29 protein-coding genes and 1 tRNA gene are annotated in these 26,316 nt (G+C 68.8%); 13 read left to right on the top strand and 17 right to left on the bottom strand.

Translation table 11 applies throughout. From position 1 onward, the window contains the following. Position 1: 1 nt before the first annotated feature. The 5 genes from ASD30_RS17765 to ASD30_RS17745 are packed head-to-tail and all read left to right on the top strand — an operon-like array spanning position 2 to position 5,080. On the top strand, positions 2-781 hold the full coding sequence (locus ASD30_RS17765; RefSeq protein ID WP_056684334.1) for an IclR family transcriptional regulator: 780 nt from the start codon (positions 2-4) through the stop codon (positions 779-781). Next, positions 778-1,473 (top strand): corrinoid protein, encoded by a 696-nt coding sequence (locus ASD30_RS17760; RefSeq protein ID WP_200951170.1) that lies wholly within the window; start codon positions 778-780, stop codon positions 1,471-1,473. The genes ASD30_RS17765 and ASD30_RS17760 overlap by 4 nt, the downstream gene beginning before the upstream one ends. Before the next feature lie 49 nt (positions 1,474-1,522). After that, a complete protein-coding gene (locus ASD30_RS17755) occupies positions 1,523-2,404 on the top strand; it encodes a dihydropteroate synthase (RefSeq protein ID WP_056684331.1) in 882 nt (293 codons plus the stop codon). Further along, on the top strand, positions 2,401-4,437 hold the full coding sequence (locus ASD30_RS17750; protein WP_200949904.1) for an ASKHA domain-containing protein: 2,037 nt from the start codon (positions 2,401-2,403) through the stop codon (positions 4,435-4,437). Before ASD30_RS17755 ends, ASD30_RS17750 begins: the two co-directional genes overlap by 4 nt. Next, positions 4,364-5,080: a DUF1638 domain-containing protein gene (locus ASD30_RS17745; protein WP_082563919.1), complete on the top strand. Its 717-nt coding sequence runs from the start codon at positions 4,364-4,366 to the stop codon at positions 5,078-5,080. The genes ASD30_RS17750 and ASD30_RS17745 overlap by 74 nt, the downstream gene beginning before the upstream one ends. A 6-nt stretch (positions 5,081-5,086) precedes the next feature. On the opposite strand, the gene ASD30_RS17740 is transcribed toward ASD30_RS17745, so the two are convergent. The 9 genes from ASD30_RS17740 to ASD30_RS17700 all read right to left on the bottom strand — a co-directional run bounded on the left by ASD30_RS17740 (position 5,087) and on the right by ASD30_RS17700 (position 13,308). Continuing rightward, positions 5,087-5,944 carry a methylenetetrahydrofolate reductase gene (locus tag ASD30_RS17740; RefSeq protein ID WP_056684328.1) on the bottom strand — a complete coding sequence of 286 codons (858 nt, stop codon included), beginning with the start codon at positions 5,942-5,944 and terminating at the stop codon, positions 5,087-5,089. 107 nt (positions 5,945-6,051) lie between these two features. Further along, positions 6,052-6,642, bottom strand: coding sequence for a TetR/AcrR family transcriptional regulator (locus ASD30_RS17735; protein ID WP_056684324.1), 591 nt, complete (start codon positions 6,640-6,642; stop codon positions 6,052-6,054). Positions 6,643-6,665: 23 nt separating this feature from the next. Then, positions 6,666-6,857, bottom strand: coding sequence for a ferredoxin (locus ASD30_RS17730; protein ID WP_056684321.1), 192 nt, complete (start codon positions 6,855-6,857; stop codon positions 6,666-6,668). Then, the gene (locus ASD30_RS27990) at positions 6,857-8,314 is read right to left on the bottom strand and encodes a fatty acid desaturase (RefSeq protein WP_056684318.1); all 1,458 of its coding nucleotides are present in this window, start codon (positions 8,312-8,314) and stop codon (positions 6,857-6,859) included. The genes ASD30_RS17730 and ASD30_RS27990 overlap by 1 nt, the downstream gene beginning before the upstream one ends. A gap of 217 nt (positions 8,315-8,531) precedes the next feature. Continuing rightward, positions 8,532-9,299: an ABC transporter permease gene (locus ASD30_RS17720; RefSeq protein WP_056684315.1), complete on the bottom strand. Its 768-nt coding sequence runs from the start codon at positions 9,297-9,299 to the stop codon at positions 8,532-8,534. After that, complete coding sequence (locus ASD30_RS17715) at positions 9,296-10,321, bottom strand: ATP-binding cassette domain-containing protein (RefSeq protein ID WP_056684312.1); 1,026 nt, start codon at positions 10,319-10,321, stop codon at positions 9,296-9,298. Before ASD30_RS17715 ends, ASD30_RS17720 begins: the two co-directional genes overlap by 4 nt. A gap of 164 nt (positions 10,322-10,485) precedes the next feature. Then, on the bottom strand, positions 10,486-11,241 hold the full coding sequence (locus ASD30_RS17710) for a maleylpyruvate isomerase N-terminal domain-containing protein (RefSeq protein WP_056684309.1): 756 nt from the start codon (positions 11,239-11,241) through the stop codon (positions 10,486-10,488). Positions 11,242-11,258: 17 nt separating this feature from the next. Beyond that, positions 11,259-11,903, bottom strand: coding sequence for a PadR family transcriptional regulator (locus ASD30_RS17705; protein WP_056684306.1), 645 nt, complete (start codon positions 11,901-11,903; stop codon positions 11,259-11,261). Positions 11,904-11,925: 22 nt separating this feature from the next. Further along, a complete protein-coding gene (locus ASD30_RS17700) occupies positions 11,926-13,308 on the bottom strand; it encodes an NAD-dependent malic enzyme (protein ID WP_056684303.1) in 1,383 nt (460 codons plus the stop codon). Between the two features lie 107 nt (positions 13,309-13,415). Between ASD30_RS17700 and ASD30_RS17695 the strand changes: the two genes are divergently transcribed. From ASD30_RS17695 to ASD30_RS17685, 3 genes are all read left to right on the top strand, one after another. Then, positions 13,416-14,003 (top strand): TetR/AcrR family transcriptional regulator, encoded by a 588-nt coding sequence (locus ASD30_RS17695; protein ID WP_162250999.1) that lies wholly within the window; start codon positions 13,416-13,418, stop codon positions 14,001-14,003. Positions 14,004-14,057: 54 nt separating this feature from the next. Continuing rightward, positions 14,058-16,427: an MMPL family transporter gene (locus ASD30_RS17690; RefSeq protein WP_056684297.1), complete on the top strand. Its 2,370-nt coding sequence runs from the start codon at positions 14,058-14,060 to the stop codon at positions 16,425-16,427. Between the two features lie 78 nt (positions 16,428-16,505). Beyond that, entirely contained in the window at positions 16,506-16,982 is a 477-nt protein-coding gene (locus ASD30_RS17685; protein WP_056684294.1) for an SRPBCC family protein, read from the top strand. Here ASD30_RS17685 and ASD30_RS17680 read toward each other — a convergent pair. Continuing rightward, complete coding sequence (locus ASD30_RS17680) at positions 16,979-17,641, bottom strand: hypothetical protein (protein WP_056684291.1); 663 nt, start codon at positions 17,639-17,641, stop codon at positions 16,979-16,981. The genes ASD30_RS17685 and ASD30_RS17680 overlap by 4 nt on opposite strands. A gap of 26 nt (positions 17,642-17,667) precedes the next feature. After that, positions 17,668-18,270: a nitroreductase family protein gene (locus ASD30_RS17675; RefSeq protein WP_056684288.1), complete on the bottom strand. Its 603-nt coding sequence runs from the start codon at positions 18,268-18,270 to the stop codon at positions 17,668-17,670. 61 nt (positions 18,271-18,331) lie between these two features. Between ASD30_RS17675 and ASD30_RS17670 the strand changes: the two genes are divergently transcribed. After that, on the top strand, positions 18,332-18,700 hold the full coding sequence (locus ASD30_RS17670; RefSeq protein ID WP_056684285.1) for a hypothetical protein: 369 nt from the start codon (positions 18,332-18,334) through the stop codon (positions 18,698-18,700). After that, positions 18,694-19,086, top strand: a complete 393-nt coding sequence (locus tag ASD30_RS17665; protein ID WP_056684282.1) for a hypothetical protein — start codon at positions 18,694-18,696, stop codon at positions 19,084-19,086. Before ASD30_RS17670 ends, ASD30_RS17665 begins: the two co-directional genes overlap by 7 nt. Here the strand turns inward: ASD30_RS17665 and ASD30_RS17660 are convergent. From ASD30_RS17660 to ASD30_RS17645, 4 genes are all read right to left on the bottom strand, one after another. Beyond that, complete coding sequence (locus ASD30_RS17660; protein ID WP_056684279.1) at positions 19,037-19,477, bottom strand: VanZ family protein; 441 nt, start codon at positions 19,475-19,477, stop codon at positions 19,037-19,039. The two genes, ASD30_RS17665 and ASD30_RS17660, sit on opposite strands and share 50 nt — an antisense overlap. A gap of 34 nt (positions 19,478-19,511) precedes the next feature. After that, positions 19,512-20,807 (bottom strand): hypothetical protein, encoded by a 1,296-nt coding sequence (locus tag ASD30_RS17655; RefSeq protein ID WP_056684276.1) that lies wholly within the window; start codon positions 20,805-20,807, stop codon positions 19,512-19,514. Beyond that, complete coding sequence (locus tag ASD30_RS17650) at positions 20,804-21,316, bottom strand: SigE family RNA polymerase sigma factor (RefSeq protein ID WP_056684273.1); 513 nt, start codon at positions 21,314-21,316, stop codon at positions 20,804-20,806. The genes ASD30_RS17655 and ASD30_RS17650 overlap by 4 nt, the downstream gene beginning before the upstream one ends. 159 nt (positions 21,317-21,475) lie before the next feature. Then, positions 21,476-22,306, bottom strand: a complete 831-nt coding sequence (locus tag ASD30_RS17645; protein WP_056684270.1) for an alpha/beta fold hydrolase — start codon at positions 22,304-22,306, stop codon at positions 21,476-21,478. A 207-nt stretch (positions 22,307-22,513) separates the two neighbouring features. Between ASD30_RS17645 and ASD30_RS17640 the strand changes: the two genes are divergently transcribed. Continuing rightward, the gene (locus ASD30_RS17640) at positions 22,514-22,762 is read left to right on the top strand and encodes an SHOCT domain-containing protein (RefSeq protein WP_056684267.1); all 249 of its coding nucleotides are present in this window, start codon (positions 22,514-22,516) and stop codon (positions 22,760-22,762) included. A 419-nt stretch (positions 22,763-23,181) separates the two neighbouring features. Here the strand turns inward: ASD30_RS17640 and ASD30_RS17635 are convergent, their stop codons facing one another. Together ASD30_RS17635 and ASD30_RS17630 are read right to left on the bottom strand one after the other, a co-directional pair. After that, entirely contained in the window at positions 23,182-23,694 is a 513-nt protein-coding gene (locus tag ASD30_RS17635; protein WP_056684264.1) for a hypothetical protein, read from the bottom strand. Positions 23,695-24,874: 1,180 nt separating this feature from the next. Next, positions 24,875-24,958, bottom strand: a tRNA-Leu gene (locus ASD30_RS17630). 143 nt (positions 24,959-25,101) lie between these two features. Here ASD30_RS17630 and ASD30_RS17625 point away from each other — a divergent pair. Together ASD30_RS17625 and ASD30_RS17620 are read left to right on the top strand one after the other, a co-directional pair. Then, positions 25,102-25,842, top strand: a complete 741-nt coding sequence (locus ASD30_RS17625; protein ID WP_056684260.1) for an FhaA domain-containing protein — start codon at positions 25,102-25,104, stop codon at positions 25,840-25,842. After that, positions 25,839-26,312, top strand: a complete 474-nt coding sequence (locus ASD30_RS17620) for an FHA domain-containing protein FhaB/FipA (RefSeq protein WP_056684257.1) — start codon at positions 25,839-25,841, stop codon at positions 26,310-26,312. The genes ASD30_RS17625 and ASD30_RS17620 overlap by 4 nt, the downstream gene beginning before the upstream one ends. Positions 26,313-26,316: the final 4 nt, after the last annotated feature.

Genomic DNA, 26,316 nt, shown 5'->3' with positions numbered 1-26,316 from the left:
AGTGAGCAACACCGGCAGTGAGCCCGTCACCGGAACCCAGGCCCTCGACCGTGCGGCCGCGTTGATCCGCACCGTGGTGAAGGCCGACGAGCCGCTGAGCTTCGTCGACCTCTTCGAGGAGTGCGGCCTCCCGAAGTCGACCACCTCACGCCTGCTGACGGCCCTCCAGCGCACGGAGCTGCTCGAGCGCACTGCCGACGGCTCCTACGTCGCCGGCCCGCTGTTCTGGCTCTACGCCACCCGGCACGATCCCTGGGAGGAGCTGGTCCGACTGGCCCGTCCGACCATGCAGAAGGTCGGAAAGGACAGCCTCGAGACCGTCAACCTCGCGGTGACGCGCGGTGACCGCGTGGTCCAGGTCGCCCAGGTCGACACGGCCTACATGCTCGGCACCCGTGACTGGACCGAGGTCGAGGTGCCGGCGCACTGCTCGGCTCTGGGCAAGATCCTCTTCACCCACGGCGTCCTCGACCTTCCGTCCGGCCCCCTCGACCAGCTCACGGAGCACACCGTCGCCGACGTCGACGGCCTGCGCCGCCACCTCGACCAGGCGCGTCGGCGCGGCTACGCGACCACGGTCGACGAGCTGGAGATCGGTCTCACCGGCGTGGCCGCCCCCGTGCGTGGCGCCGACGGCACGGTGATCGCCGCGCTCGGCATCTCGGGCCCCACCCAACGGCTGCAAGGCCGGCTCGATGACGTCGGGCGCACCCTGATCGACCGGGCGGACCAGCTCTCCGTGCTGCTCCGACGGCGAACCCGAAAGGAGGGGGTGGCATGACCTCCCCGAAGCTGACCTCCCCAGAACTGACTCCCGAAGAGATCCTGCAGGGCCTCTACGACGACACCCTCGTCGGCAACGCCCCGCATGTCCTCGAACTCACCCATCAGGGCCTCGCGCTCCAGATGGAGCCACAGACCCTGCTCTTCGACGCACTGATCCCCTCGCTCGAGGAGGTCGGTGCCCGGTTCGAGCGCGGGGACTTCTTCGTCCCCGAGATGCTGATCGCCGGCCGGGCCATGGCCGGGGCCATGGAGGTGCTGCGACCCCTGCTCGCCGAGACCGGCGCAGAGACCATCGGCAAGTTCCTCATGGGCACCGTCAAGGGCGATGTGCACGACATCGGCAAGAACCTCGTCAACATCATGCTCGAGGGCGCCGGCTTCGAGGTGATCGACCTCGGTGTCCAGGTCGCTCCCGAGAAGTTCGTCGCCGCCATCGAGGAGCATCAGCCCGACATCGTGGGGTTCTCCGCGTTCCTCACCACCACGATGCCGATGTTCAAGGCCAACATGAACGCCCTGGAGAAGTCCGGCGTGCGCGACAGCGTGATCGTGATGGTCGGCGGCGCGCCGGTGACCCAGGAGTACGCCGACGCGGTGGGCGCCGACGGCTACGCTCCCGACGCGTCAGCGTGCGTGAAGAAGGCGAAGGCACTGATCAAGGAACGGCGCGCCAGGGTGCCGGCATGAACACCCCAGCCAAATCCTCGCTGCGCTGCGGTTTGCCCAGGGACCCCGCATGAGCGCGCCCGCGGAGCCTCTCGAGACGGTCCTGCGCTCGGCGAGCCGCGAGGTCGTGATCGGCCACGGGCGCCGGTTCTGCCTGATCGGGGAACGGATCAACCCGACCGGTCGCCGCATCTTCCAGGAGCAGCTGCGGGCCGGCGACCTGTCCGCGATCGAACGCGACGTCCACGCCCAGGTCGCGGGCGGGGCCGACGTGCTCGACATCAACATGGGGGTGCCGCTGACGGACGAGGCCGACCTGCTGGTCCGGGCGATCCGCATGGTGCAGGGCCTCACCGACCTGCCGGTCTGCATCGACTCCAGCGTGGTCGAGGCCCTCGAGGCCGGGCTGGCGGCGTACGACGGCAGGGCGCTGGTCAACTCCGTCACCGCTGAGGACGAGCGTCTCGAGCAGATCCTGCCGCTGGTGAAGAAGCACGACGCCGCCGTCATCGCCTTGCCCAACGACGAGCACGAGATCCCGATGGAGGTGGAGAGACGGCTCGAGCTGACCGAGAAGATCATCCGGGTCGCCACCACCGAGTACGGCATCGCCGCCGCCGACATCGTCATCGATCCGTTGGCGATGCCGATCGGCGCCGACACCTCCACGCTTTTGACCACGTTGGAGACCATGCGCCGGATCCGGCACGAGTTCGGCGTCAACATGACGTGTGGCGCCTCCAACGTCTCGTTCGGCATGCCCGACCGCCACACCCTGGGAGCCGCCTTCCTGCCGATGGCCATGGTCTCCGGGTTGACCAGCGCCATCATGGATGCCCGCGCACCCCAGATCGTCGACGCCGTCAAGGCGGCCGACCTGCTCCTCGACCACGACGAGTGGGGCTCCGCCTGGATCGCCGTACACCGCGCGAGGAGGGACGAGTCGGCGTGATCCGGGCAGAGGGTGAGTCCGAGGTGGCCCTCGATCCGGGCGTGCCCGACGGCCAGGAGCTGCCTCCCGACGCGGAGCCCCCGGAGGTCTCCGTCATGGAGATCCACCGCGAGGGGCTGCTCGAGGCGCCCGGGGCCGACGCCCCGCCGCACGACGGACTCGGTCGGGTGACGCTCTCGTTCACCGTCGACACCGGTCCGGAGAGTCCCGCCGCGCAACGCTCGGTCCGGGTGCCGCCGGGGGTCAGTGTCTTCGACTCCGCGTCGTGGAACGGGATCGCCGTCGACTCGACCTGCGGCGGCCACGGCACCTGCCACAAGTGCCGAGTACGCGTCGAGGGTGCCACGCCGGTGACCCGCCACGACGTACGCACCTTCACCCCGGATCAGCTCGACGAGGGATGGCGACTCGCCTGCCTGGTGCCGGCCACGCGCGACCTCGAGGTCTTCGTGCCGCCGTTGACCACCCGCCCCAAGGCCGCCACCGTCGGCGTCGGACGCCAGGTGATCCTCCGACCGGCCGTGCAGAAGCGGTACGTCGAGCTCGAGGAGCCGACCCTCGCCGACCAGCGCAGCGACATCGTGCGGCTGCTCGACGCGATCACCGACCTGGTGCCGTCCCCCGACCTGCACGTGCTGCGCCGACTGCCCGGCGTGCTCCGCGCCGCCGACTTCAAGGTGACCGCGGTGATCGTCGACGAGGCGCTCGTCGAGGTCGAGCCCGGCGACACCACCGGGCAACGTCACGCGATCGCGTTCGACCTCGGCACGACCACGGTGGTCGCCACGCTTCTCGACCTGACCACCGGCACCCCCGTCGCCGTGGCCTCCATGCTCAACAAGCAGCAGCCCTTCGGCGGCGACGTGATCAGCAGGATCAGCGCCACGATGATGGACGACCGTGCGCTGGCCCGGTTGCAGGACGCCGCCGGAGCCACCCTGGCCGAGCTCGCCGAGCAGGTCTGCCGCGAGGGTGGGGTGGCCGCGGAGTCGGTCTACGAGGTCGCCGTGGCCGGCAACGCCACGATGGTCGCCCTGGCACTCGGGATCGACCCCGAGCCCATCGGCGTCGCTCCCTTCGTGATGACCACGGCACTGCCACCCACCGTGCTGGCGGCAGAGCTCGGCCTCTCGCTGCACCCGCGGGCCCGAGCCGTCATGTTCCCCGCGCTCGGGGCGTACGTCGGGGGCGACATCGTCTCCGGCATGCTCGCCACCGGCATGGATCGTGACAAGCGGACCCGCCTCTTCATCGACGTCGGCACCAACTGCGAGATCGTGCTCAGCGACGGCGACACGATTGTGGCCACCGCGGCCCCGGCCGGGCCGGCATTCGAGGGCGGCGCCATCCGCTGCGGCATGCGCGCCGCCGACGGCGCCATCGAGGTGGTGAGGCTGCACCCCGAGGCAGGGGCGACCGACCCGGTCGAGCTGCAGGTCATCGGCGACGTGGCCCCCCGCGGTCTCTGCGGGTCCGGCCTCGTCGATGCGGTGGCCGAGCTGGTGCGGGTCGGGCTCCTCGACGACTCCGGCCGCTTCATTCCCGACGAGGCCGCGGCCGACGTCGCTCCGGGCCTGGTCGACCGGTTGACCCGCATCGGCGAAGAACGCGTGTTCGTGCTGCACCGGCCCACGCCCGACGCCGACCCGGCCGACTGCGTCGTGCTCTCCCAGCGCGACGTCCGCGAACTGCAGTTCGCCAAGGCCGCGATCTCCACGGGGTGGTCGCTCCTGCTCGACGAGCTCGGTCTCGAGCACCGCGACGTACAACAGGTCCTGCTCGCGGGCTCGTTCGGCAGCTACCTCTCCCCCGCGGCCGCCGTACGCATCGGCCTCGTGCCCTCGTTGCCGCTGCTGCGGATCGTCTCGGCGGGCAACGTCGCCGGCGAGGGCGCCAAGATGGCGCTGCTCTCCCTGCCGGAGCGGGCCGGCGCCCTGACCCTGGTGGAGGAGGTGACCTATGTCGAGCTCTCCGACCGCCCCGACTTCAACGACCGCTTCGTCGAGCACCTCGGCTTCGCCAAGGGCTCCTGACGGACGCACGGTCCTGATCGCGTGCGGCGCCCTCGCCCAGCCGGCCGCGCAGATCGCCGACCTCCGAGGATGGCCCCTCGACATACACCCGCTTCCGCCGCTCCTGCACAACCAGCCGCACCTCATCGCCGACCAGGTGCGCACCCTGGCCCTTGAGCTGCGGGCCCGCGGCGCCCGCGTGGCTGTGGGGTACGCCGACTGCGGCACGTACGGCGCCCTCGACGAGGTGTGTGCCGAGCTCGGGCTCGAGCGGCTGCCGGGACTGCACTGCTACGACGTCTTCGGGGGAGCCTCGAGGATCGAGGAGTTCTTCTCCGAGCAGCCCGGCACCTACGTGCTGACCGACTTCCTCGTGCGATCGTTCGAGCGCAGCGTCGTGCGAGAGCTCGGCCTCGATCGCCACCCCGAGCTGCGCGACGACTACTTCGGCAGCTACACCCGCGTCGTCTGGCTCGCCCAAGAGCCTGATGACGAGCTGTACGCGCTCGCCGCCGAGGCCGCCGCCAGGATCGGGCTGCCACTGACCGTCGTACCCACCGGCCTGTCCGGCCTCGAAGGCGCACTTGCCGGGCTGCTCGACTCCGCCGCGCTACCGAACAGTCCTCAGGTAATTTCCACCAGAAGCATGCGGACTGTTCGGTAGCGGCAGCTAGAGGCGCTGCAACAGGTCGGTGCGCCACGCCTCGGTCTCCGCGATCTGGTTGAACGTGAAGACGTGCAGCCCTTCGACGAACGCGGTGGGGGCGCCCAGCGCCGGGGCGCACCTGGCCAGGAACCGCTCGCCGGTGAACCCGCCGGGGGCGGCCAGACGAGCGAACGTGCCCTTGTGCTTGGCCAGGAACCGGGTCGACTCACCGACCCCGATGCGGGTCGCCATGCCCAGCAGCTTGGTGCGGTCGACGGGTCCGGGCATCCCGAGCAGCAACGGCATGGTGATGCCGCGCTTCCGCATGCGTTCGAGCCACACCTTGATGACAGCCGGATCAAAGGTGAGGTTGCTGACGATGTGCGTGGCGTGCCGGCGCTTGTCCCACATGGCCTGCACGGTCATGTCGTCACTGATCTGCGGGTGCGACTCGGGGTAGCCGGTGATCCCGACGTGGGCGAACGGCCGCCCCAACGCGACGAGGTCCTCCAGCAGCGACAGGGCATCGGGGTAGTCGCCGGCCGGCTCGGCGTCACCACCAGGGACGAAGACACGGGTGATGCCGCCGGAGGTCAGCCGTTCGCAGATCTCCGCGAGCTCACTGCGGCCGCTGACCATGCGCGCTGCCAGGTGGGGTACGACGGCGTACCCATGGCCGGTCAGCCGCTCCGCCAGGTCGAAGGTCGCGCCCAGGCCCTTGCTCGGCGACGCGGTCACGGTGATCATCCGGTCGAGCGGAACGTTCTCGACGACCTTCTGCTCGGTCGATTCGGTCGGCAGGACCTCGTACCTCGCTTGCTCGAGCAGACGACGCATCGTCTGGTTCCGAGTCTTTCCCCCCACGTCCAACTTGTTGCGCATCGTGCACCTTGATTTCGTCATACGCACCACGGTGGACTCAGCGTAGACCCGCGGACCGGCCCGGAACAGGGGTCGGCACCGACCACTTTGCGACGACGTGGCGGAGGTCAGGGGCGCAGCACGCGCTCGGCGATCCACGACACGTCGTCGGCGGTCTCCGCGGGTGTGGCCGAGGGTTGCATCACGTGGCTGAGGACCACGCGGACGACCATGTCGATGGCCGCCTCGAGCCTGGCCGGCGAGATGGCAATCTCGAAGGGTTCGACGCGCTCGTGCACCACCAGCTTGGCCACCCCGAGCAGAGACTGCGAGTGCGTGGTCAGCAGCGGCAGCAGCTCGGTGTCGGCGCCATGGGTGGCGGAGACGACCGCATGGAGCAGGGGGTTTCCCTCGGCGAACTCGAGCACTGCCTGCGACGCACCCCGGATCGCCGCCACGAGGTCCGTCGGGTTCTCGTCGAACGCCCGGTTGACCAGGTCGAGGAACCGGGCCAGCTCGCCCAGGATCATCGCCTCGGCGAGGGCCGGCTTGGTGCCGATCTCGTTGTAGACCGTCTGCCTGCTGACCCCGGCCGCGTCGGCGAGCTTCGACATGGTCACCCAGGCCCACCCGTGCTGCGTGGTGAGCTCGGCAGCCTTGTCGACGATCCGGTCGCGCGTGGTGACCGGCTCGTCGTCGAGGTCGGTGACGGACGCCATGCGTCCATCGTAGGTAAGCGTGGTCAACCGGCCAGCGTCAGGGCCAGCACCGGGCACGAGTTCACCGCCGCGGTGAGCTCCTTGCGGTGCTCCTCCCCCGGGTTCTCGTCGAGCACGTGCATGACGTCGTCGTCATCGACCTCGAAGAACTCGTGCGCCATCGCCTCGCACATGCCGAGACCCTCGCACTTGTCGCGGTCCACCTCGATGCGCATCAGACGGCCGCCTTGTCGATCGGGACGAAGTCGATCTTCTCGCGCACCCCGCAGTCGGGGCAGCACCAGTCGTCGGGGATGTCGGCCCACGCCGTACCGGCGGCGAAGCCCTCGTGCTCGTCACCCGCGTCGACGTCGTAGACGTAGTCACAACCGGGGCACCGCGCGGCCAGGACCTCCTCGGCCAGGAGCACCTGGAGGGCAGCGGCCTCGTCGTCACGGGCCTGGCGGTCGGCCTTCGCGGCGTCGATCGCGACGCCGTACCGGGCCAGGATCTTCTCGCGCTTGCCGGGCTGGAGGTTGGCCAGCGTGAGGTCGCCGTCGAAGTGGGCGATGACGCGGGGGTCCATCACGCGTCGCCAGACCGGCGGGAGGAGCGCGAGCACGATCATGCCGGCGTACCCGGTCGGGAGCACCGGGGACTCCTCGAAGTCACGCAGCGTCTGGTAGCGGCGGGTCGGGTTCGCGTGGTGGTCGCTGTGCCGCTGCAGGTGGTAGAGCAGCACGTTGGTGGCGATGTTGTTGGAGTTCCAGCTGTGCGACGGGGCGACCCGCTCATAGCGCTCCTTGCCGGGCTTGCCGACCCTCTGGCGCAGCATGCCGTAGTGCTCCATGTAGTTGACGACCTCGAGAAGGCTGAAGCCGACGACGGCCTGCAGCACCAGGAACGGCAGGATCTCCCAGCCGAGCCAGATGGTCAGGCCACCCCACAGGACGGCGGTCATCAGCCAGGCGTTGAGCACGTCGTTGCCGAGGCGGAACGGGTGCTTGTCCTTGCGGGCGTAGCGCCTCTTCTCGAGGTTCCACGCGCTCTTCAGCGAGCCGCCGACGGTGCGCGGCCAGAACCGGTAGAAGGTCTCGCCCATCCGGCTGCTGGCGGGGTCCTCGGGCGTGGCGACGCGCACGTGGTGACCGCGGTTGTGCTCGATGTAGAAGTGTCCGTAGGCCACCTGGGCCAGCGCGATCTTGGAGAGCCAACGCTCGTTGGCCTCCTTCTTGTGGCCGAGCTCGTGCGCGGTGTTGATGCCGATGCCGCCGATGCAGCCGATGGAGACCGCGATGCCGACCTTCTGCCACAGCGTCATCGGGTCGTCGAGCAGTCCGAAGAGCGTGCTGCCGCTGACCAGCATCATCGCGCCGACGAAGCCGATGTACTGGATCGGCAGGAACAGGTAGGTGATCCACCGGTAGTACTTGTCGTTCTCGAGCTGCTCGATCACGTCGTCCGGCGGGTTCGACCGGTCCAGACCGGTGAGCAGGTCGATCGCCGGCACGACGACGAGGATGATGATCGGGCCGAGCCACAGGATCGGGGTGAACTCGGTCAGCGTGAAGATGCCGATCGCAACCAGGGCCAGGGAGGGCACGACCAGGCCGATCAGCCAGAGGTGGCGCTTCTTGTCGCGCCACACCTCGGTGGATCCGTCGGGAACCGTTCCTGCTGTCCTGATCGCCATGGCGAGCCTCCTCGTAAGGGACGCCGTGGTCGAATGTGTCGTGTGATCGGCGTCGCTTTACAAAACAGGATGCTTTGTACAGTGCGATCTGTCAACCCTCACGCCTCGTCGACCCGTCGCCAGTTCTGACTGACCTGTCGCCAGTTCTGCCCGGGAGCGCGGAACTGGCGACAGGTCGATCAAAGCTCACGACGGATCGATCGGAACTGGCGACAGGTCAGGCGTTCTCCTTGCGGAACACGTTGGTGCCCCACCACAGAGCGAGCACGAACAGCAGCGCCGCCCAGCCCACACCCCAGGCCATGGCCGAGGTGCCGAGGTCGCCGACGAACGTGTCGCGCACGGCGTCGGTGATCCAGCGGAACGGCATGAAGTCGCTGATCCGCTCGAGCCACGACGGGCCGAGCGTCATCGGCAGCATGATTCCGGAGAGCAGCAGCACCGGCATCATGATCATGTTGATCAGCGGCGCCATGACGTCTTCGCTCTTAGTGGTCAGGGCCAGCGCGTTGGACGCCGCCGCACAGGCGCCACCCACACAGAGGGTGAGCACGACGCCCACGACCACTCCGGCGAACGGTGCCCGCATGCCCATCCAGAAGCCGAGGCCGATCAGGATCAGCGCCTGCACCAGCAGCTGCAGCAGGTCACGCATCAGGCGGCCGACGAGCAGCGCCGTACGGCTGGCCGGCGTGACGCGCTCCGCCTCGACGACGCCCTCACGCCACTCGGCGATCAGGCCGAAGCCGGCGAAGAACGCCCCGAACATGCCCAGCTGCACCAGCAGGCCGGGCACCAGGAACGTGTAGGGATTGTCGGTGGGCAGGTCGAACTGCGCGACCAGCGGCTTGAGCAACGGGCCGAACAGCACGAGGTAGAGCACCGGCTGGAGCACGCCAATCAGCACCCACGCGGGGTTGCGCAGGTTCATGCGGATCTGGCGGCGGAAGACGATGAACGACTCACGCCAGAACAACGGGGTCATCGGGTTGCTCCTTCGAGCTCGTCGGTGGACTCGCCGTCGGCGGCGCCGGCGGCATCGGATGCGGCATCGGCGTCACGCAGCGAACGGCCGGTCAGGGTGAGGAACACATCGTCGAGCGTCGGACGGTGCACCTCGATGGAGTCGAGGGCGACACCGCCGGAGTCGAGGTCGCGCAGCAGGCCGGGCACGACCCGGCCGGCGCGCTCGACGCGTCCGCGGACGTGTCGTCCCTCGACCTCGACACCCTGGGCGATCGAGCCGAGCTTGTCGCGCGCGACGGCGATCTGCTCGTCGCCGGCCACCTCGAGGTCCACCAGGTCACCGGAGACCTGCGCCTTGAGGTTGTCGGAGGTGTCACTGGCCACGATGCGGCCCTTGTCGATGATGACGATCCGGTCGGCCAGGTGGTCGGCCTCGTCGAGGTAGTGCGTCGTGAGGAAGACCGTGACTCCCTGCTTGGCCCGCAGCCCGGCGATGTGCTCCCAAAGGTTCGCCCGCGCCTGCGGGTCGAGGCCGGTGGTCGGCTCGTCGAGGAAGACCAGGTTCGGCTCGTGGATCAGGCCCATCGCGATGTCGAGACGGCGCTTCTGGCCACCCGACATGTTCTTGGGCATGCGGCGCCACAGGCCCGGCAGGTCGAGCTGCTCGAAGAGCTCCTTGCCCTTGCGCTCGGCGTCGCGCCGCGACATGCCGTAGAGCATGCCGTGGTCCATCACCTCGTCGCCGGCGATCGCACTGGAGAACGTGGAACCCGCCTGCGAGACGTAGCCGATGCTGCGGCGTACGTCCTGGGACTGGGTGACCACGTCGTAGCCGGCCACTGTGGCAGTGCCCGCGGTCGGCTTGAGCAGCGTGGTCAGCATGCGCAGCGTGGTGGTCTTGCCCGCGCCGTTGGGGCCGAGGAAGCCGACGACCTCGCCCTCGGCCACGTCGATGTCCACGCCGTCGACCGCATGGACCTCCGTCTTCTTCTTGCCCTGACCCGTCATGAAGGTCTGCACGAGTCCCCGTGCATGAATCATCCGATGCTCCCTAGATCCAGGTTCAAACGCTGTGTTCAAGTTTGAACAGCGACAGTGTTCAAGATTGAACACCCCGTCGTCAAGTTGCTTTTCGTGGGCGCTGGGTGCGCGCCGATCTCGCCCCACCGCGAATCAGACCACTTGCCACCGACGAACTCATCGGTTCACCAGCTGATCTGCGACCCGTCACGCCACATGTCGGCGAACGACTCGAGGGCGGTGATCTCGTCGGAGCGGTTCCACAGCGTCAGGTAGAGCGCCACCGGCGACCCGGCGAGGACCACGTCGCCGTCCGCGTCCGGCGTACGCGTGGTCACGGCGGGGTCGGCGCTGACCGCGACCTGCCAGCCCACAGCGCTGCCCTCGGGGCGTACGGCGATCGTCAGCGGCTCGTCACTGCGCAGCCGGGACGTCGTGCGGGTCAGGAAACCGGTCAGCAGCTCGTCGATGCCGTCGAGTGCGACCTCGTCGGTGATCCAGGTGTCGGCGGCCCTGGGCTGCCGGCCGAGCGCCGCGGAGAGCGCGTCGACCGCATGCATCGTCGTCTCGTGGCACTGGCGCCGGGCCCAGAACCGCCGGGCCGGGGGCGCGTCGTTGAGGAAGACCAGCGCCTCGAGGTCGTCGGGCGCCTCGGTGATCGCCTGGGCCAGCTCGATCGCCCCGTCACGCAGCCACTCGAGCGGGTCGGGAGCCGACTGGCCCTCTCGCTGGTAGCGGTCGGGATCGGCCGGCTCGCCCCTCAGGATCGCGGCCGCCCAGCGGTGCACCATGCCCTGGTGCGCGACCAGGCGTCGGACGGTCCAGTCGGGCGTGGTGGGTACGGCGGCACGCAGGCCGGCGCGATCGGCGTACCGCACGAAGGCCACCAGCGCAGCGCGCAGCCCTTCGAGGTGCTGCGGCAGGGAGAGATCGGTGGCCATGCGCCAAGCGTGGCAGGTCAGCGCCCGAGAAGCGCGCGATATTTCTCCCGGTCGACGTTCATCTGCCAGCCCGGGTCGTCGGACGGCGGCTCCCAGCCCCAGTCGTCACCCTGCTCGAACTTGAGGGCGCCGGACTCGATGTCGCGCAGCGTCGAGGTGAGCCAGGCCAGCTCGGTCGCCACCGAGTCGCGCCACAGGAGCATCGAGCGGAACGCATGCGGTGGGCCGTACTCCGGTCCGACGTGCCGCGGCGACGGGAAGCCGTCGAGGGTCTCCTGCAGCACGCGCTTGCGGCGGCCCAGGCTGTGCACGACCTGCGCACGGTCGAGCAGCGGCAGCATCGAGAAGGCGGTGTGGAAGGCGACCCGGTCGTAGGGGTCGACCTCCTCCAGCGCCCTGATCTGCAGCTGCAGCAGCTCGGCGCGACCCTTGGTGGTCATCTCGTAGACCGCCACCTCACGCGTGCCGTCGCGGAGGTCGTGGCGCTTCAGGTGGCCCTGCCGGGTCAGCGTGGTCAGGCCGTTGTAGATCGAGCCCGGGTTGACGTGGGCCCACTTGTCGATCTCCCACGAGACCAGCTCGCGGCGGATCTGGTAGCCGTTGATCGGCTCGAACATCGCCACTGCCCCCAACAGCAGCATGCGTGTCTCGGACCCGGCCATGGGGCGAGTGTAGGGCGTGCGGTCAGGCCATCGGCTTGCCGCTGATCGCGGCGGCGACGGCCTTGGGCACGTCGGGGTGGAACACGCTCGGGATGATGAACGACGGGTGCAGCTCGTCGTCCTTGACCACGTGGGCGATCGCCTCGGCGGCGCGCAGCAGCATGTCGATGGTGACCTCGCTGGCCCGTGCGTCGAGCAGCCCGCGGAAGACGCCGGGGAAGGCCAGCACGTTGTTGATCTGGTTCGGGTAGTCGGAGCGGCCCGAGGCCACCACGGCGGCGTACTTCGCGGCCTCGGCCGGGTCGACCTCCGGGTCCGGGTTGGCCAGCGCGAACACGATGGAGCCGTCGTTCATGGTCTTGATCCACTCGGGCTGCAACACGCCCGGTCCCGAGACCCCGATGAACACGTCGGCGCCGTCGAGTGCGGCCTGCAGGTCGCCGCGCCGAAGGTTGGGGTTCGTGCGTGCCGCCAGGTCCGCCTTGGCCGGGGACAGGGCCGTGTCGTCGCGACAGAGCACGCCCTCGCGGTCCCACACGCTCACGTCGACCGCGCCGCCGGCCAGCAGGAGCGAGACGATCGCCGAGCCGGCCGCTCCTCCGCCGGCCACCACGATGCGTACGTCGGCCAGGTTCTTCTCCACCACCCGCAGCGCATTCATGAGGGCCGCGAGCACGACGATCGCCGTACCGTGCTGGTCGTCGTGGAAGACCGGGATGTCGAGCGACTCGCGCAGCCGGGCCTCGATCTCGAAGCAGCGGGGTGCCGCGATGTCCTCGAGGTTGATGCCGCCGAACCCGGGGGCGATCATCTCGACGGCCTTGACGATCTCGTCGACGTCCTGGCTGGCCAGGCAGATCGGCCAGGCGTCGATGTTGGCGAACTTCTTGAACAGCGCGGCCTTGCCCTCCATCACCGGCAGCGCCGCTCCGGGGCCGATGTTGCCCAGGCCCAGCACCGCGGAGCCGTCGGTGACCACGGCAACCGAGTTGCCCTTGATGGTCAGGCGCGACACGTCCTCGGGGTTCTCCGCGATCGCCATGGAGACGCGGCCGACGCCGGGCGTGTAGGCCATCGACAGGTCGTCGCGGGTCTTGAGCGGCACCTTGGAGGTGACCTCGATCTTGCCGCCGAGGTGGATCAGGAAGGTGCGGTCGGAGACCTTGTGCACCTCGACGCCGGCGATCGCCTTGACCACCGCGACGAGCTCGAGGGAGTGCGCCTCGTCGGCGGCGGAGCAGGTCACGTCGACCACGAGGCGGTCGTGGCTGGACTCCGCGACGTCGATGGCGGTGACGATGCCACCGGCCTTCGCCAGCTCGGTGGCGACGGTGCCCACCACGCCATGGTCGGGGGCCGTGTGAAGGCGCATGGTGATCGAGTACGACGACGCGGTGGCTGCCATGTGGCAACCCTCCACCCGGGCGCGGGTTACCAGCAAGTCGGCTCGGGTGCGGAGGGTCACACGCACCGGAATTGCACTCTGTCCAGGAAAGTGCAAAACTGCACTCTGTGAACGAAAGTGCAACTTCCCCACGCAAGGTGACCACCGGTCACCGGATCACCGTCTGCGCGCAGCAGCTCACCGACGCGCACGGCTTCGACGGCTTCACGATGGACGAGCTGGCCGAGGCCGCGGGCGTCTCCCGCCGCACCCTGTTCAACTACTTCCCGGGCAAGATCGACGCCGTCCTGGGCAACATGCCGGCCCTCCCCGAGGACCTTCTCGAAGAGTTCACCGAGGGTGGCCCCGGAGGCAACCTGGTCGATGACCTGTGCTCGATCCTCGTGCACATGGTCAGCACCAAGGAGTTCACCCGCGACGAGGCCGAGGTGGCCCGCCGCGTGGTGAAGGCCAACCCCCGCCTGATGGCCGCGGCCCACGAGCGCTTCGAGGGCATGGCCGACAAGTTCGCCGCGCTGATCGTCCAACGTGAGGGTGAGGACTTCGGCACCCGTCGCGCCCACCTGCTGATCTCGATGGTCGCGTGCCTCTACGGCGTGGCGCTCAACGACGTACTCGCCAACGACGCCGACGGGCTCGCCCTCGACGTCGCGTTCGTGGAAGCCCTCTCCACGCTGCGCGCCCTGCTCGCCTGAGCAGAGACTCTTCCCAATCTCGTCCCGAAACACCGACCACAGGAGCCACCACCCATGGCAACGCTGCTCTATCGACTCGGCAAGACCGCCTACCGGCGGTGGCCGATCTTCCTCGCCGCCTGGCTGATCGCCATGGTGGGCGTGGCTGGTTTCGCCGCCACCATGTCCAAGCCCATGACCGACGCCTTCTCCATCCCGGGCATCCCCTCGGAGAAGGCCGCCGACCTCCAGAAGAAGTTGTTCCCCGACGCGGTCGACGCGTTCGACCAGGCCAGCGTCAACGTCGTGGTCGCCGCGCCCGAGGGCCACACCCTCGAGGAGAAGAAGTACGCCGACGCGGTCGACGCACTGGTCGCCGACCTCGCCGACAACCCGCAGATGCCCGACGCGAAGAGCCCCACCGCGCCGGTGAACCCGGTCGCCGCGATGGCCGGCCAGCGGCAGCAGATGATCGACGCCGCCGTCGAGGGTGGCGCGACGAAGGCGGAGGCCGTCAAGAGCACCGACGCCCAGATCGAGGGCATGGCCACGATGCTGCCGACCAGCGAGGACGGACGCGTCGGCGTGATCACCTTCGACTTCGACGTCGAGACCCCGATGGACGTCAAGGTCGACTCCCAGGACGCGGTCAAGGACTCGATGGACAAGGCCCGTGACTCCGGCCTGACCGTCGAGGCCAACGGCGCCGGCATGAGCTCGATGGCCCCGCCCGGCGGCGCCTCCGAGCTGATCGGCATCGGCCTGGCCCTGCTCGTGCTGATCCTGACCTTCGGCTCCCTCGTGGGCGCCGGCCTCCCGATCATCACCGCCGTCCTCGGTGTCGGCCTGGGCATGACCGGCATCACCGCGATGACCGCGTTCATGGACATCGGCTCCTCGACCCCGATGCTGGCCACGATGATCGGCCTCGCCGTCGGCATCGACTACGCCCTGTTCATCCTGGCCCGCTATCGAACCGAGCTGCACCACACCGAAGACCGTGAGGAAGCGGTCGGCGTCTCGGTGGGCACCGCCGGCTCGGCCGTCGTGTTCGCCGGCCTGACCGTGCTGATCGCGCTCGCCGCCCTCGCCGTCGTGGGCATCCCGTTCCTGACCGCCATGGGTCTGGCCGCGGCCGGCACCGTCTTCATCGCCGTGATGGTCGCGTTGACCCTGCTGCCGGCCGTGCTCGGCCTGCTCAAGTCGAAGGCCTTCGGTGGCCGGGTCCGCAAGTACAACCCCACGCGCGACGCCGACGGCAAGATCCTCAACAACGGCGTCCGCTGGGCCCGTCTGGTCGGCAAGCGTCCGGTCGCCGTGGTGCTGCTCGTGGTCGTGGCACTGGGTGCGCTGGCGATCCCGCTGAAGAACCTGCACCTCGCGTTCCCGACCGACAGCACCTCCTCGACCGACACCACGCAGCGCAAGGCCTCCGACCTGCTCACCGACAACTTCGGTCCGGGCCGCGAGGCGCCGATGCTGCTGGTCGTCGACGCGAGCGACGTCGCCTCCGAGGGTCGCCAGAAGGCGTTCGCCGACGTGGCCGAATGGGCCAGGAAGGTGGGCGGCGACGAGGTCGTCAACGCCTCGGTCGCCCAGGTCAACGAGACCGGCACCGGCGCGATGGTGATGGTCATCCCGGCCTCCGGACCCGATGACGTCGCCACCGAGAACCTGCTCGCCGACCTGCGCGACGGGCAGTCCGACATCGAGGCCGAGACGGGTACGACGACCGGCGTGACCGGCCTGACCGCGATCACCGCCGACGTGTCCGAGCGCCTTGCCGACGCACTGCCGGTCTACCTGGCCGTGGTCATCGGTCTCGCATTCATCCTGCTGATGCTGGTCTTCCGCTCCATCCTCGTGCCGCTCACCGCCACCCTGGGCTTCCTGCTCTCGGTGCTGGCCACCCTCGGTGCGACGGTCGCGGTCTTCCAGGAGGGCGCGTTCGGGCTCATGGAGGGCCAGCCGATCGTGAGCTTCATGCCGATCTTCCTGATCGGCGTGGTCTTCGGGCTGGCGATGGACTACCAGGTCTTCCTGGTCACCCGCATCCGTGAGGCCCACGTGCACGGCGCCGACCCGCGCGAGTCCGTCATCGACGGCTTCCGCAACTCGGCCCGCGTCGTGGCCGCGGCCGCGGTGATCATGACCGCCGTGTTCGCCGCGTTCATGCTGCAGGACGACCCGATCATCAAGTCGATGGGCTTCGCGCTCGCCGTCGCGGTCATCTTCGACGCGTTCGTCGTACGCATGACGCTGATCCCGGCGGTGATGTACCTGCTCGGCGAGAAGGCCTGGTACCTCCCCAAGTGGCTCGACCGGATCCTGCCGAACGTGGACGTCGAGGGTGAGAACCTGCACCGTCCGCACCTCGCCGAGGGCACCGACGCCGGCATCGCCTCCGATGACGACGACGAGGACCGCGAGCTGGTCGACGCCTGACCTGCGTCGTACGACGAGGGCCGGCTCCGCGCACCACGCGCGGGGTCGGCCCTCCGCCGTCCCGGTAGCCTCGGCGTCATGCCCCAGGTGACCGCGAGCGTGACCGTGCCCTGCGATCCGGACACCGCGTTCGCGGTCTCCCAGACCACCGGCAAGCTGCGCCTGTCGTGGGACCCGTTCATCCGCGAGCAGCACTTCCTGCACGGCGCCACCGCACCCGACAAGGGCGTGCAGACGCTCACGAAGGCGCGGGTCGGGCCCACGATGATCAGCCAGTACTCCTCCTACCGGCCGCCGACGAGCGTCGGCATGACGATGGTGAAGGGCCCGTGGTTCTTCGCGAACTTCGGCGGCGGCTGGCGGTTCAAGCCGTCGGCGGACGGCGGCACGGAGGCGACCTGGAAGTACACCTACTCGATCCGGCCCGGCTGGCTGCGCTTCGTCGCCGAGCCGATCGGCCAGTGGCTGCTCGGCCGCGAGATCAGGGCCCGGATCAACGCGTTCGCCAAGGCCTGCGCGGACCCGGCGGTGCTGGCCGCCGTACGACCCGACTAACGCGGTGGGACCTTGCGGCCGTGGGCCTCGGCGGGCTGCTGATGGCCCACCGGGTTGGCGAAACCGGCCAGGATCACCTTCACCCGCTTGCCCCCACTGACCAGCACCACGTGGTCATCCTCGATCTCGAGCACGTCGCCGCGCACCATGACGTGGCCGCCCTCGAGCTCCTCGATGAGATCGCCCGGCTTGCACCGCGCCACGTCACGGGTGGCCACGAGCTCGAGCACGTCGTGGCGCCGTACCCACAGCATCAGCGCGAACATCCCGAGGATGGCGAGGTCCGCGAGGAGGGTCAGGACCAGGCCCACGTTGCCCGGCGGCACGTTGCCGGCCGCGCGGTTCGCCGACGGATGGCCGACCAGGTAGGTCACCTCGATGCGGTCGGTCTCCTTCGCGGTCTGCCAGGTCGCGCGGGTCACTTCCTCCGCGTAGTCGTGTCGCTCGGGGTCGACGTCCCTGGGCAGCGTGAAGGTGACGAAGTAGCGCTTGGTGTCCCCGCTGCCGATCTCCTCGACCTTGTCCACGCTGGCCTGCGTGACCTGCCCATCGGTGTCGAGCCGGTGGTTGGTCCACCAGAGGTGGCCGATCGGCAGGTTGACGAGGAAGAGGAGGACGACGACCGCGACGATCGGCCAGAACCGCTTGGTCTTCGGCATCCGGCCATTCAACTACAGGCCGAGTGCTACAGCCCCGCGCCCGCGCCCCACGACCCGGCGAAGACGAAGTCGTCCATCGGCTTGCGGACCCGTGGCCGCTCGTCGCGCTCGGCGAGCACCGGGTCGGCGGCCCGCGGGTCGCCGTACGCACCGATCGCGAGGGCCGTGGTCACCCGCCAGTGCGGGGGTACGCCGAACTCCCGGGCCACCGCGTCGTGGCCGAAGCCGGCGAACTGGTGCACGGTGAGGCCCAGCAGCTCGGCCTCGACGGTGAGCATGGCGACCGACTGGCCGAGGTCGTACATCGCGTAGTCGGAGAAGGTCAACGCATCGTCCTCGGGACCCGATGCCGCCTGATGGGCAGAGACGAGCACGGCGCTCGCGTGCGGCACCCACGAGGTGTTGCCGGCCGAGAGGTGCGGCAGGAACCGTCGGTGCGTCTCGTCGCCACGTCGCCCGACCAGGAACGCCCACGGTTGGCTGTTGCCGGCACTCGGGGACCACTGGGCGGCTCGCATCAGCCTGGCCAGGTCCTCGTCGGCGAGCACGTGGCCGGGGTCGTAGACGCGGGTGCTTCGCCGGTTGCGCAACAGGTCGGACAGGTCACCTTGTCTCACCGCGGTGTTCATGTCCCTTGCCAACGCGCGCACCGGGCCGACGATTCCCGCCCGGCACCGATACGCTCAGCCCGTGTCCTGGCTCCTCACTTCCGTCGTCGCGGTCTACCTGCTGGTGATCGCAGCACTCGCCGTCGGCGCGGCCGCATCGCCGACGATGGCACCCCTCGAGCCGATCGCCCGACTCGGCATGAAGATCGCCCAGGGCGCGATCGCGATCGTGGTGCTCTTCGCCGCAATCGCGTTGCTGCGTGGGCATGATCCCGACGAGCTGTGGATCTCGGTGGGCTACGGAGTCGCCGCCCTCGGCGTCCCGGTGCTGTTGCTCAATCGGCAGCCCGACCCCTCCGGTGCGCCGGTCGAGCCGCCCCACCTCTATGTGATCGCCGTCGCCGCGGTGACGTCGATGGTGCTGGTCATCAGGCTGCAGCAGACATGGTGAGGTCGCCCGGGCGGCAACTGTTGGTCGCGGTCTACGCGGTGTTCGCCGTCGCCGCCGGCGCGCGCTCCGCCGTACAGCTCGCCACGAAGTTCGACGAGGCGCCGGTCGCCTACCTGCTCTCGGCCCTGGCCGCGCTGATCTACGTCGTGGCCACGGTGGCGCTGCGCTACCGGGGGCCGCGCGCCACGCACGTGGCCGTGACCGCGTGCTCGATCGAGCTGGCCGGAGTGCTCGGCGTGGGCGCGCTCAGCGTCGCCGACCCCGACCTCTTCCCGGACGCGACCGTATGGTCCGACTTCGGCATCGGCTACGGCTTCGTGCCACTCGTGCTGCCGGTCATCGGCCTGTGGTGGCTGTGGCGGTACGGCGACCACGCCGCAACCTGACCGCGATCCATCGGAGCACCACGCCCACGGCCACGCCCGCCAGCGCACCGATCGTGTTGGCGACGAGGTCGGTCGAGGTGCCGTCGCGGTCGGGCAACGCGACCGTCTGCACGACCTCGATCAACACGCTCACGCCAACTCCCACGACGATCCAGAGCAGCGCGGAGGTTCGTCGCCAGATGAGCATGCCGAGCAGGGTGAGCGGCACGAAGAGCACGACGTTCAGGATGAACTCGACCATCGACGCCGTGATCGACGTGATGTCGCGCGCCTGGAGCTCGTCAACGATCCGCGCGATCGCGTCGGCCGGGGCGTCCGGCTGAGGCCAGAGCACCAGGTACGCCGCAGCTCCCAGGTAGACCGCGAGGGCGGCCATCAGAGCACGGCGCATGGGCACACCTTCTCAGGTGGGCCCGTGCCGTCGGTCACGAACGGGGCAGGAAGAACCAGAAGTCGGTGCCGGGGTCGACGTCGGTGGCCCGCTCGAGGTCGCCGTCCAGACCCAGGCGCAGCAGCGCTCCGGGGTGCGGCTCGGCATCGGTACCGGCGAACACGTAGGCATTTACCAGCAGCGAGTCGTCGTCCTCCCAGACCACGTCGCCGTAGCCGAGGCCGTGCTCGTCGTGCAGGTTGATCTGGGTGACCACCTCCCCGGTGGCGGCGTCGAGAATCGCGATCGGCTGCGGGTCCGGGGAGTTGGCCTCGTAGGCGATCAGGTGGGTGCCGTCGGGGCTGAACCGACCCAGGCGCCACCCGTCCTTGTGCCAGATCTCCTCCCCGGTGGTGCCGTCGACGACCCGGCCGGTCAGGCCGTCGCCGGGGGCCTGCCCGGCGATGCGGTTGTTGATCTGGTCGGTACCGGACGCGGAGCCCAACGTGTCGATGTCACGCACGTTGTCGGTGAAGTCGGCCACCTTCACCGTCGGGCCGACCCCCTCGACGGTCGGTTGGAAGACCAGCTCACCGACGCCGACGTACCCGACCGGGAGGACGTACGACGCCTTGCCGGTCTCCTGGACGGCGCCGTCGCCCTCACCCATGCCGCTGGCGCCGGCCGAGTGCAGCTCGCCGACCTTGTCCTTCTGGTTCCACGTCCACCACGCGAGCTGGGTGCCGTCGTTGCTGACCACGAGTGATCCGGCAGCCTCGGTGGCGCTGACCTCGGTGCCCTGCGCGTCGAACTGGCGCAGGGTCACGTCGCCGTTGATGCCCTCGTTGTCGGCGGTGCCAACCAGCCAACCGCCGTGGTACCCCGCCGCAGTGATGATGCTGGCTTGGGTCTGCGGAAGGGGGAGCGCGCTGCCGTCGGCGACGTGCACCGTGTTCTCGTAGACGTAGTCGACGCCGGGAGCATCGCCCGCGGGCAGGTCCTCGAGGGCCTGGGTGGCCGCGGCCTTGTCGTCGGCCAGTTGCGCGCCGCCCTTGTCGAAACCCTTGTCCGAGCCCTTGTCGGGGGACTCCGACGCGTCGGGCACCTGGGAGGTGCCGTCGGCCGGGCCCGGCTCGGAGCCGCGGTCATCGCCCTGGTTGAGCGCCAGGGTGGTCGGCACCGCGATCACAGCGAGTACGGCGGCAGCGGCCACCCCGGTGCCGATCCGGCGGCGACGGCGGATGCCACGCGCCTGCTTCTCCATGGCGCCGAAGTCGAGCCGGGAGTCGGCCATCACGTCGCTGCTGCTCGACAGTGCGCTGTGCAGCTTGTCGTTCCCGTGGTTGTTCATGAGTGCTCCTCGAGCTGGAACTCCGGACCGACGAGGGTGCGGAGGGTGGCCATCGCCCGACTGGCCTGCGACTTGACGGTTCCGGGGCTGATCTCGAGGGTCTCCGCGATCTCGGCCTCGGAGAGGTCCTCGTAGTAGCGCAGCACGATCACTGCCCGCTGCCGCGCCGGCAGCTGCTGCACGGCGGACCAGAGACCGGCCGCTTCGACGGGGTCGCCCACCTGGTCGACGTACCCGCTCTCGGGCAGCTCCTCGGTGACGTGCTCGCGCTTCTTCCACGGCCGCCGCCACAGCGAGTTGTTCTCGTTGATGATGATGCGCCGCATGTAGGCGTCGACGTTGCCGCGGGCATGCACCCGGTCCCAGGCAAGGTAGAGCTTCGCCGCCGCGGTCTGGACGAGGTCCTCCGCGGTCTGCTTGTCACCGGCAACCAGGAACGCGGTGCGGAACAGCACGCCCTGGCGGGCGGTCATCCATTCCGTGAACTCCTCGTCCCTTGACGATGGCATCGTCGCTCCCCTGCCCTGCCGTGCCCGCGTCTGTGCGCCATGGCCTGTTGCCATTGTCGAGTGCATGTCCACCTCCTGCACTCACCACACGCAGGCAACCACGATCAGGTTGCACGTCGGCTCAACGCAGCGTTGAGCAGCGAGTGATCGGGCGGGGCCTCACTGCTCCAGGAAGTGCAGCAGCGACCGGTTGAACTCGTCGGCGTGGCTCACGTTCAGGCCGTGCGGGCCGCCTTCGACCAGGACCAGCTCGCTGTTCTCGATGGCCTCGTGGGTGCGCTTCCCGGAACCCTCGAAGGGAACGATGGCGTCCTTGTCCCCGTGGATCACCAGCGTCGGGACGGTGACCTTCTTCAGGTCCTCGCGGAAGTCGGTGCCACCGAAGGCGTCCATGCAGCCCAGCGCGGCGTCCTGGTCGGACTTCGCACACAGCGCCAGGGCCTGCTCTCGCTGGTCGTCGCTCACCTTGAGCTCCCCGTCGACCGAGTAGAACTGGTCGACGAAGCCCGGGAAGAACTCGTCGCGGCTGCTCTCCAGGGAGGCCCGCATCTCGGCCGCGGCCTCCTCGGTCAACGGACCGTCCGGGTTGTCGTCGGTCTTGAGCAGGTACGGCGGGACGGCGGCCGCGAACACCACGCTGTGCAGCCGGTCCTCACCGTGGGAGGCGACGTAACGCGCCACCTCTCCCCCACCCATCGAGAAGCCGACCAGGGTGACGTCCTGGAGGTCCAGGTCCTTGAGCACGTTGTCCAGGTCGCCGGCCAGGCGGTCGTAGTCGTAGCCGTCACCGGGACCGGACTCCCCGAAGCCGCGGCGGTCATAGGTCACGACGCGGTAGCCGGCAGAGCGCAGTGGTTCCAGCTGCTCCGCCCAGGACGCTCCGGAGAGCGGCCACCCGTGGATCAGCACCACCGGGCGCCCGTCACCGCCGGAGTCGACGACATGCAGGTTGCCCTGGTCCGTGCTCTGTTCGTTGTCCTCGGTGCTCATCGGCTTCCCTTCACGATTGCGGGCGGGTCACCCCGGCGGTACCCATCGACGTACGGGATGCACCCTGCTGCGCGCACGGCCCGACCGGCGCGCTCCGTCCTCCGGCTTCCTACGCAGCGTTGCGTACGCCGGTTACGCCTTGGCGCTGACGTGGAAACGGGCCGATCCGACGAGCCTTGAAGCACCGTCAATCAAGGAGGTTCACCGATGTTGAACACACTCGTCATGTCCGCCGACCGCTGGGACGGCGACGCCCCGGCCTTCTGGCCCATCTTCCCGATCTTCTGGTTCCTGATGATCGTCACCTTCGCGTACCTGGTGATCCGCTGGGGTCGCCGCAACCGCGCGCAGTGCGGCGTGATCTCGGGCGAGTCCCGTCTCGCCGAGCGCTTCGCGGCCGGCGAGATCGACGAGGAGGAGTACCGCACCAAGCGGGCAGTCCTGCAGGAGAAGTGACCCACGGCGGGCCTTCTTCGAGCGCCGGGCGACCACGATCCACTACCTGGATCGTGGTCGCTCGCGGTGTGGTCGACGTACGCCCGGCCCTGTCCGCGGACCGTTCGACATGCAGTTCGGCGTACGACGCCGCGCCGCCACGCTCAGCATGGGCCACCCACGCTCGAACTGCATGTCCGATGGTCCGCCGGAGGCTGAACTGCTACTCGCCGTGACCGGCCACCACTGCGCCGAGCCAGCGTGGGACGAGGAACGGGTACGACGGCAGCGGGTGCTGTCTCGAGTGAAAAGCCGATCGGGATGCCACCGTCGAACGCTGCGGCGCCCCAATTTCGTCCAAACTGCTGCCAGCACGAAGCAGGCGACCCGGATCGTGCATGTGTCGGATCGTGGTCGCTCAGCGCCTCTTGTCTGCTGACCTAACGCGCGGCGGCCCTGACTTGTTGCAGCGTGGTGTCGAAGTCCTGGCCGCGCAACTTGCGCGCAAACCCGTCCTGGTCCGCAGTCGGGAAGGCCGTCTTGTCGGCCTCCTCGTCAATCAGGCCCTTGCTGTACACGACGTAATAGATGTTCTGAGCGAACACCCGTGGATCCTTCTCGGCCAGGCCGGGGATCGCTGCTCCTGCGCGACGGAGCGCGAAGATCGACTGCTCCCCGACCACGGGCCTCCACATGGCTGGTGAGACGTCAGCCGCGGGAACCGGGCCGAACGTGACGGTCACCGTCTCCGAGTTCTTGCCCAGAGTCCCGGCCAGCACCTCGTCGACCCGCACCTCCAGGTCGATCATCACCTCCGTGTCGACGTCCGACCCTTCGGCGTCGTTGATCCGTTCACCCGGTCCGCCACTCAGCACCGTGCCGAGCACCGTCACGTTGGCGGACCGGACCATCGAGCGAAGATTGGCGAACTGCTCGGCCTCCAGCCCTGTCATGCGGAATTGGGCCCAAGGGTTCGGAGTGGCGGAGGCGCTCGGTGTAGGAGTCGTGGTGCGGTCGCGTTCGGACGCTTCCGAACCTGTCTCGCCGCCACACGCACTCAGTGCGAGAAGCGTGGCCACAGTCGCCAGAACTGGGCCACGCCCGAATGTCATCAAGTTCATTGGCACCCCTCAGTCAGTAGTGGCGGCGGACCGCGTAAACGTCTTCCATGGAATAGCTGGTAGTCGTGTCCCGAACTACTCGCATGCACGAGTCAGAGTGAAGCTCGGTCTCGTGTCGCAAACCCACTGTGTGACCGAGCTCGTGACAGGCGAGATACCGCTTGCCCGCCGGGGGCAGGGAGAACCGCAAGTTCACATTCAGGCGTTGGCCATAACACCACCTGTTGGGGTTGCGTCCACGCTCAGTCGCCGAGTTCGGGCAGTTGACCCAGCCAAGCAGGTTGTTTGACGCGCGGAAGTCACTGATACGAACGTCGTGATTGGTTCCATCTACCCAGTGCCAGCCAAACCCGAGGCGAGGGAACTGACGGTTGAGCGCCCATTTCATGGCTCCGCCTGTCGCACTCGTTGTGCTGTGGAAATCGACCCGGTGAATGTCGTTGTTCGCCAGGCTTACCTGCTGAGGAGGTCGAGCCCGAGAGGGTGGTGTCGAACCGAAGTCCCCAGAGGCCGGAGAAACTGCCACTCCGAGCATCGCGAGGACGAACGCTAGGGCCATCACGCGTACCAGACTGACAATCATGGCCGTATCCAAGGCGCACGGGGCGGAAGTCCCGTCATGGTCTTCGCGTCTCCACTGACGGCCAGATGGGTGTGAACACTGCCGGGCTTCGTCAGCGTCTGATTGGTATTTCCGTTCCTTCATCGTCGCCCCCGAGTGGGTCCAATGCTGCAGTCGTTATCGCGAGACATGACACTAGTCCGAGAACTCGACTGCCGGTTGGCGTGGCGACAGCACTGTGGATAAGTCACACGGCCGCTCGGCAAGGCGCTCCGAGGAAGTGGCGGCCGGTCCCAGCCCACGGCGCCCAAGCGGGCGACCCGGATCGTGCAGGTGCAGAGTCTGGACACAGGTTTCCGCGAACACGCGACCACGATCGTGCAGGTGTCGGATCCTGGTCGCTCCAAAAATGACAGAAGGCCCCGGGAGACCGGGGCCTTCTGCTCAACGTGCGCGAGGGGGGAGTTGAACCCCCACGTCCTTTCGGACACACGGACCTGAACCGTGCGCGTCTGCCTATTCCGCCACTCGCGCGTGAAGCGGGCCAAGGTTATCCCAGCAACGAGGAATCGCCCAAACCGCGGTGCCATACGCAAGGTGGGTCACCCCGACCCCGATACGATCACGGCAACCGTCAGTGGCCGACGGCCCTGACGCATGACCGAGAGGAGGCACCGATGGGCGGACTGCAACGCTTCGAGAACAGGCTCGAGCAGATGATCTCCGGTGTCTTCGCGCGCGCCTTCCGCAGTGCGGTGCAGCCGGTCGAGATCTCCGCGGCCCTGCAACGGGAGGTCGACAACAACGCGCAGATCCTCAGCCGTGAGCGCCGTCTGGTGCCCAACAGCTTCCACGTCGAGCTCAGCCAGACCGACCTCGAGCGCCTCGCGCCGTACGACTCGGCGCTGGCCGGCGAGCTCACCAACTCGCTGCGCGACCACGCCGACCAGCAGAGCTACGTCTTCCCGGGCCCGGTGAAGATCGAGTTCGAGCAGGCCGACGACCTCACCACCGGCCGGTTCCGGGTGCGCAGCACCGCCCAGGCGAAGGTCACCACCAACGCCACCGACACGCAGGTCGGACGTGCGACAGTCGTCATCGAGGTCAACGGCGTGCGGCACCCGTTGAACCCGCCCGGACTCGTCGTCGGCCGCGGCACCGACGCCGGCCTGCGCATCAACGACCCCGGAATCAGCCGCCAGCACATCGAGTTCCGCACTGCCCGCAGCCACGTCGCGCAGGGCCAGACCCCGGAGATCACGGTCCACGACCTCGGCTCCACCAACGGCATGCAGGTCGACGGGAGCCGAGTCGAGCAGGCCACGCTCTACAACGGATCCACGGTCAAGATCGGCAACACCACGATGACCATCCGCGTGGTCGACGAAGCCCCGGCCCCCGGAAGCGCAGGCCCATGAGTGAATTGACCCTGTTCCTGATCCGGTTCGCGTACCTCGCGATCCTGTGGATCTTCGTGCTCTCGGCGATCAGCGTCATCCGCACCGACATGTTCGGCGCCCGCCTGCCGGCCGGAGCCAACCGCCAGGCCAACGGCCGGGCACCGAAGGCGCCCAAGGCCCCGCCCCGGCGCCGCGGCTCGCCGACCCATGTCGCGGTGGTGGAGGGCTCCAACGCCGGCGAACGCGCCGACCTCGCCCAGGCCCCGATCCTGATCGGCCGTGGCCCCGACGCCGCGATCCGCCTGGACGACGACTACGTCTCCACCCGGCACGCCCGCATCGCGGCCTCGGGTGAGCAGTGGTTCGTCGAGGACCTCGGCTCCACCAACGGCACGTACGTCGGCTCGGCGCGCATCACCCAGCCCACGACACTGGCACTCGGCACCCAGGTGCGGATCGGCAAGACCGTCCTCGAGTTGAGGAAGTAGACGC

Origin of the sequence: Nocardioides sp. Root140 (genome assembly GCF_001426745.1) — a bacterium.
Taxonomy (GTDB): Bacteria; Actinomycetota; Actinomycetes; order Propionibacteriales; family Nocardioidaceae; genus Nocardioides.
Note: the sequence above shows the minus strand (reverse complement) of the source record. Positions and strands in the feature narration are given on the sequence as shown.

What these genes read in the sequence shown, in the direction of transcription:
- ASD30_RS17755 (WP_056684331.1), top strand. Translation starts at nt 1,523, where the DNA reads ATGAGCGCGCCCGCGGAGCCTCTCGAGACGGTCCTGCGCTCGGCGAGC.
- ASD30_RS17715 (WP_056684312.1), bottom strand. Translation starts at nt 10,321, where the DNA reads ATGATTCATGCACGGGGACTCGTGCAGACCTTCATGACGGGTCAGGGC.
- ASD30_RS17625 (WP_056684260.1), top strand. Translation starts at nt 25,102, where the DNA reads ATGGGCGGACTGCAACGCTTCGAGAACAGGCTCGAGCAGATGATCTCC.
- ASD30_RS17660 (WP_056684279.1), bottom strand. Translation starts at nt 19,477, where the DNA reads ATGCGCCGTGCTCTGATGGCCGCCCTCGCGGTCTACCTGGGAGCTGCG.
- ASD30_RS17705 (WP_056684306.1), bottom strand. Translation starts at nt 11,903, where the DNA reads ATGGCCGGGTCCGAGACACGCATGCTGCTGTTGGGGGCAGTGGCGATG.
- ASD30_RS27990 (WP_056684318.1), bottom strand. Translation starts at nt 8,314, where the DNA reads ATGGCGATCAGGACAGCAGGAACGGTTCCCGACGGATCCACCGAGGTG.
- ASD30_RS17745 (WP_082563919.1), top strand. Translation starts at nt 4,364, where the DNA reads ATGTCGAGCTCTCCGACCGCCCCGACTTCAACGACCGCTTCGTCGAGC.
- ASD30_RS17620 (WP_056684257.1), top strand. Translation starts at nt 25,839, where the DNA reads ATGAGTGAATTGACCCTGTTCCTGATCCGGTTCGCGTACCTCGCGATC.
- ASD30_RS17735 (WP_056684324.1), bottom strand. Translation starts at nt 6,642, where the DNA reads ATGGCGTCCGTCACCGACCTCGACGACGAGCCGGTCACCACGCGCGAC.
- ASD30_RS17700 (WP_056684303.1), bottom strand. Translation starts at nt 13,308, where the DNA reads ATGGCAGCCACCGCGTCGTCGTACTCGATCACCATGCGCCTTCACACG.
- ASD30_RS17665 (WP_056684282.1), top strand. Translation starts at nt 18,694, where the DNA reads ATGGTGAGGTCGCCCGGGCGGCAACTGTTGGTCGCGGTCTACGCGGTG.
- ASD30_RS17685 (WP_056684294.1), top strand. Translation starts at nt 16,506, where the DNA reads ATGCCCCAGGTGACCGCGAGCGTGACCGTGCCCTGCGATCCGGACACC.
- ASD30_RS17650 (WP_056684273.1), bottom strand. Translation starts at nt 21,316, where the DNA reads ATGCCATCGTCAAGGGACGAGGAGTTCACGGAATGGATGACCGCCCGC.
- ASD30_RS17720 (WP_056684315.1), bottom strand. Translation starts at nt 9,299, where the DNA reads ATGACCCCGTTGTTCTGGCGTGAGTCGTTCATCGTCTTCCGCCGCCAG.
- ASD30_RS17740 (WP_056684328.1), bottom strand. Translation starts at nt 5,944, where the DNA reads ATGCGCAACAAGTTGGACGTGGGGGGAAAGACTCGGAACCAGACGATG.
- ASD30_RS17710 (WP_056684309.1), bottom strand. Translation starts at nt 11,241, where the DNA reads ATGGCCACCGATCTCTCCCTGCCGCAGCACCTCGAAGGGCTGCGCGCT.
- ASD30_RS17655 (WP_056684276.1), bottom strand. Translation starts at nt 20,807, where the DNA reads ATGAACAACCACGGGAACGACAAGCTGCACAGCGCACTGTCGAGCAGC.
- ASD30_RS17760 (WP_200951170.1), top strand. Translation starts at nt 778, where the DNA reads ATGACCTCCCCGAAGCTGACCTCCCCAGAACTGACTCCCGAAGAGATC.
- ASD30_RS17730 (WP_056684321.1), bottom strand. Translation starts at nt 6,857, where the DNA reads ATGCGCATCGAGGTGGACCGCGACAAGTGCGAGGGTCTCGGCATGTGC.
- ASD30_RS17640 (WP_056684267.1), top strand. Translation starts at nt 22,514, where the DNA reads ATGTTGAACACACTCGTCATGTCCGCCGACCGCTGGGACGGCGACGCC.
- ASD30_RS17645 (WP_056684270.1), bottom strand. Translation starts at nt 22,306, where the DNA reads ATGAGCACCGAGGACAACGAACAGAGCACGGACCAGGGCAACCTGCAT.
- ASD30_RS17675 (WP_056684288.1), bottom strand. Translation starts at nt 18,270, where the DNA reads ATGAACACCGCGGTGAGACAAGGTGACCTGTCCGACCTGTTGCGCAAC.
- ASD30_RS17690 (WP_056684297.1), top strand. Translation starts at nt 14,058, where the DNA reads ATGGCAACGCTGCTCTATCGACTCGGCAAGACCGCCTACCGGCGGTGG.
- ASD30_RS17635 (WP_056684264.1), bottom strand. Translation starts at nt 23,694, where the DNA reads ATGACAGGGCTGGAGGCCGAGCAGTTCGCCAATCTTCGCTCGATGGTC.
- ASD30_RS17680 (WP_056684291.1), bottom strand. Translation starts at nt 17,641, where the DNA reads ATGCCGAAGACCAAGCGGTTCTGGCCGATCGTCGCGGTCGTCGTCCTC.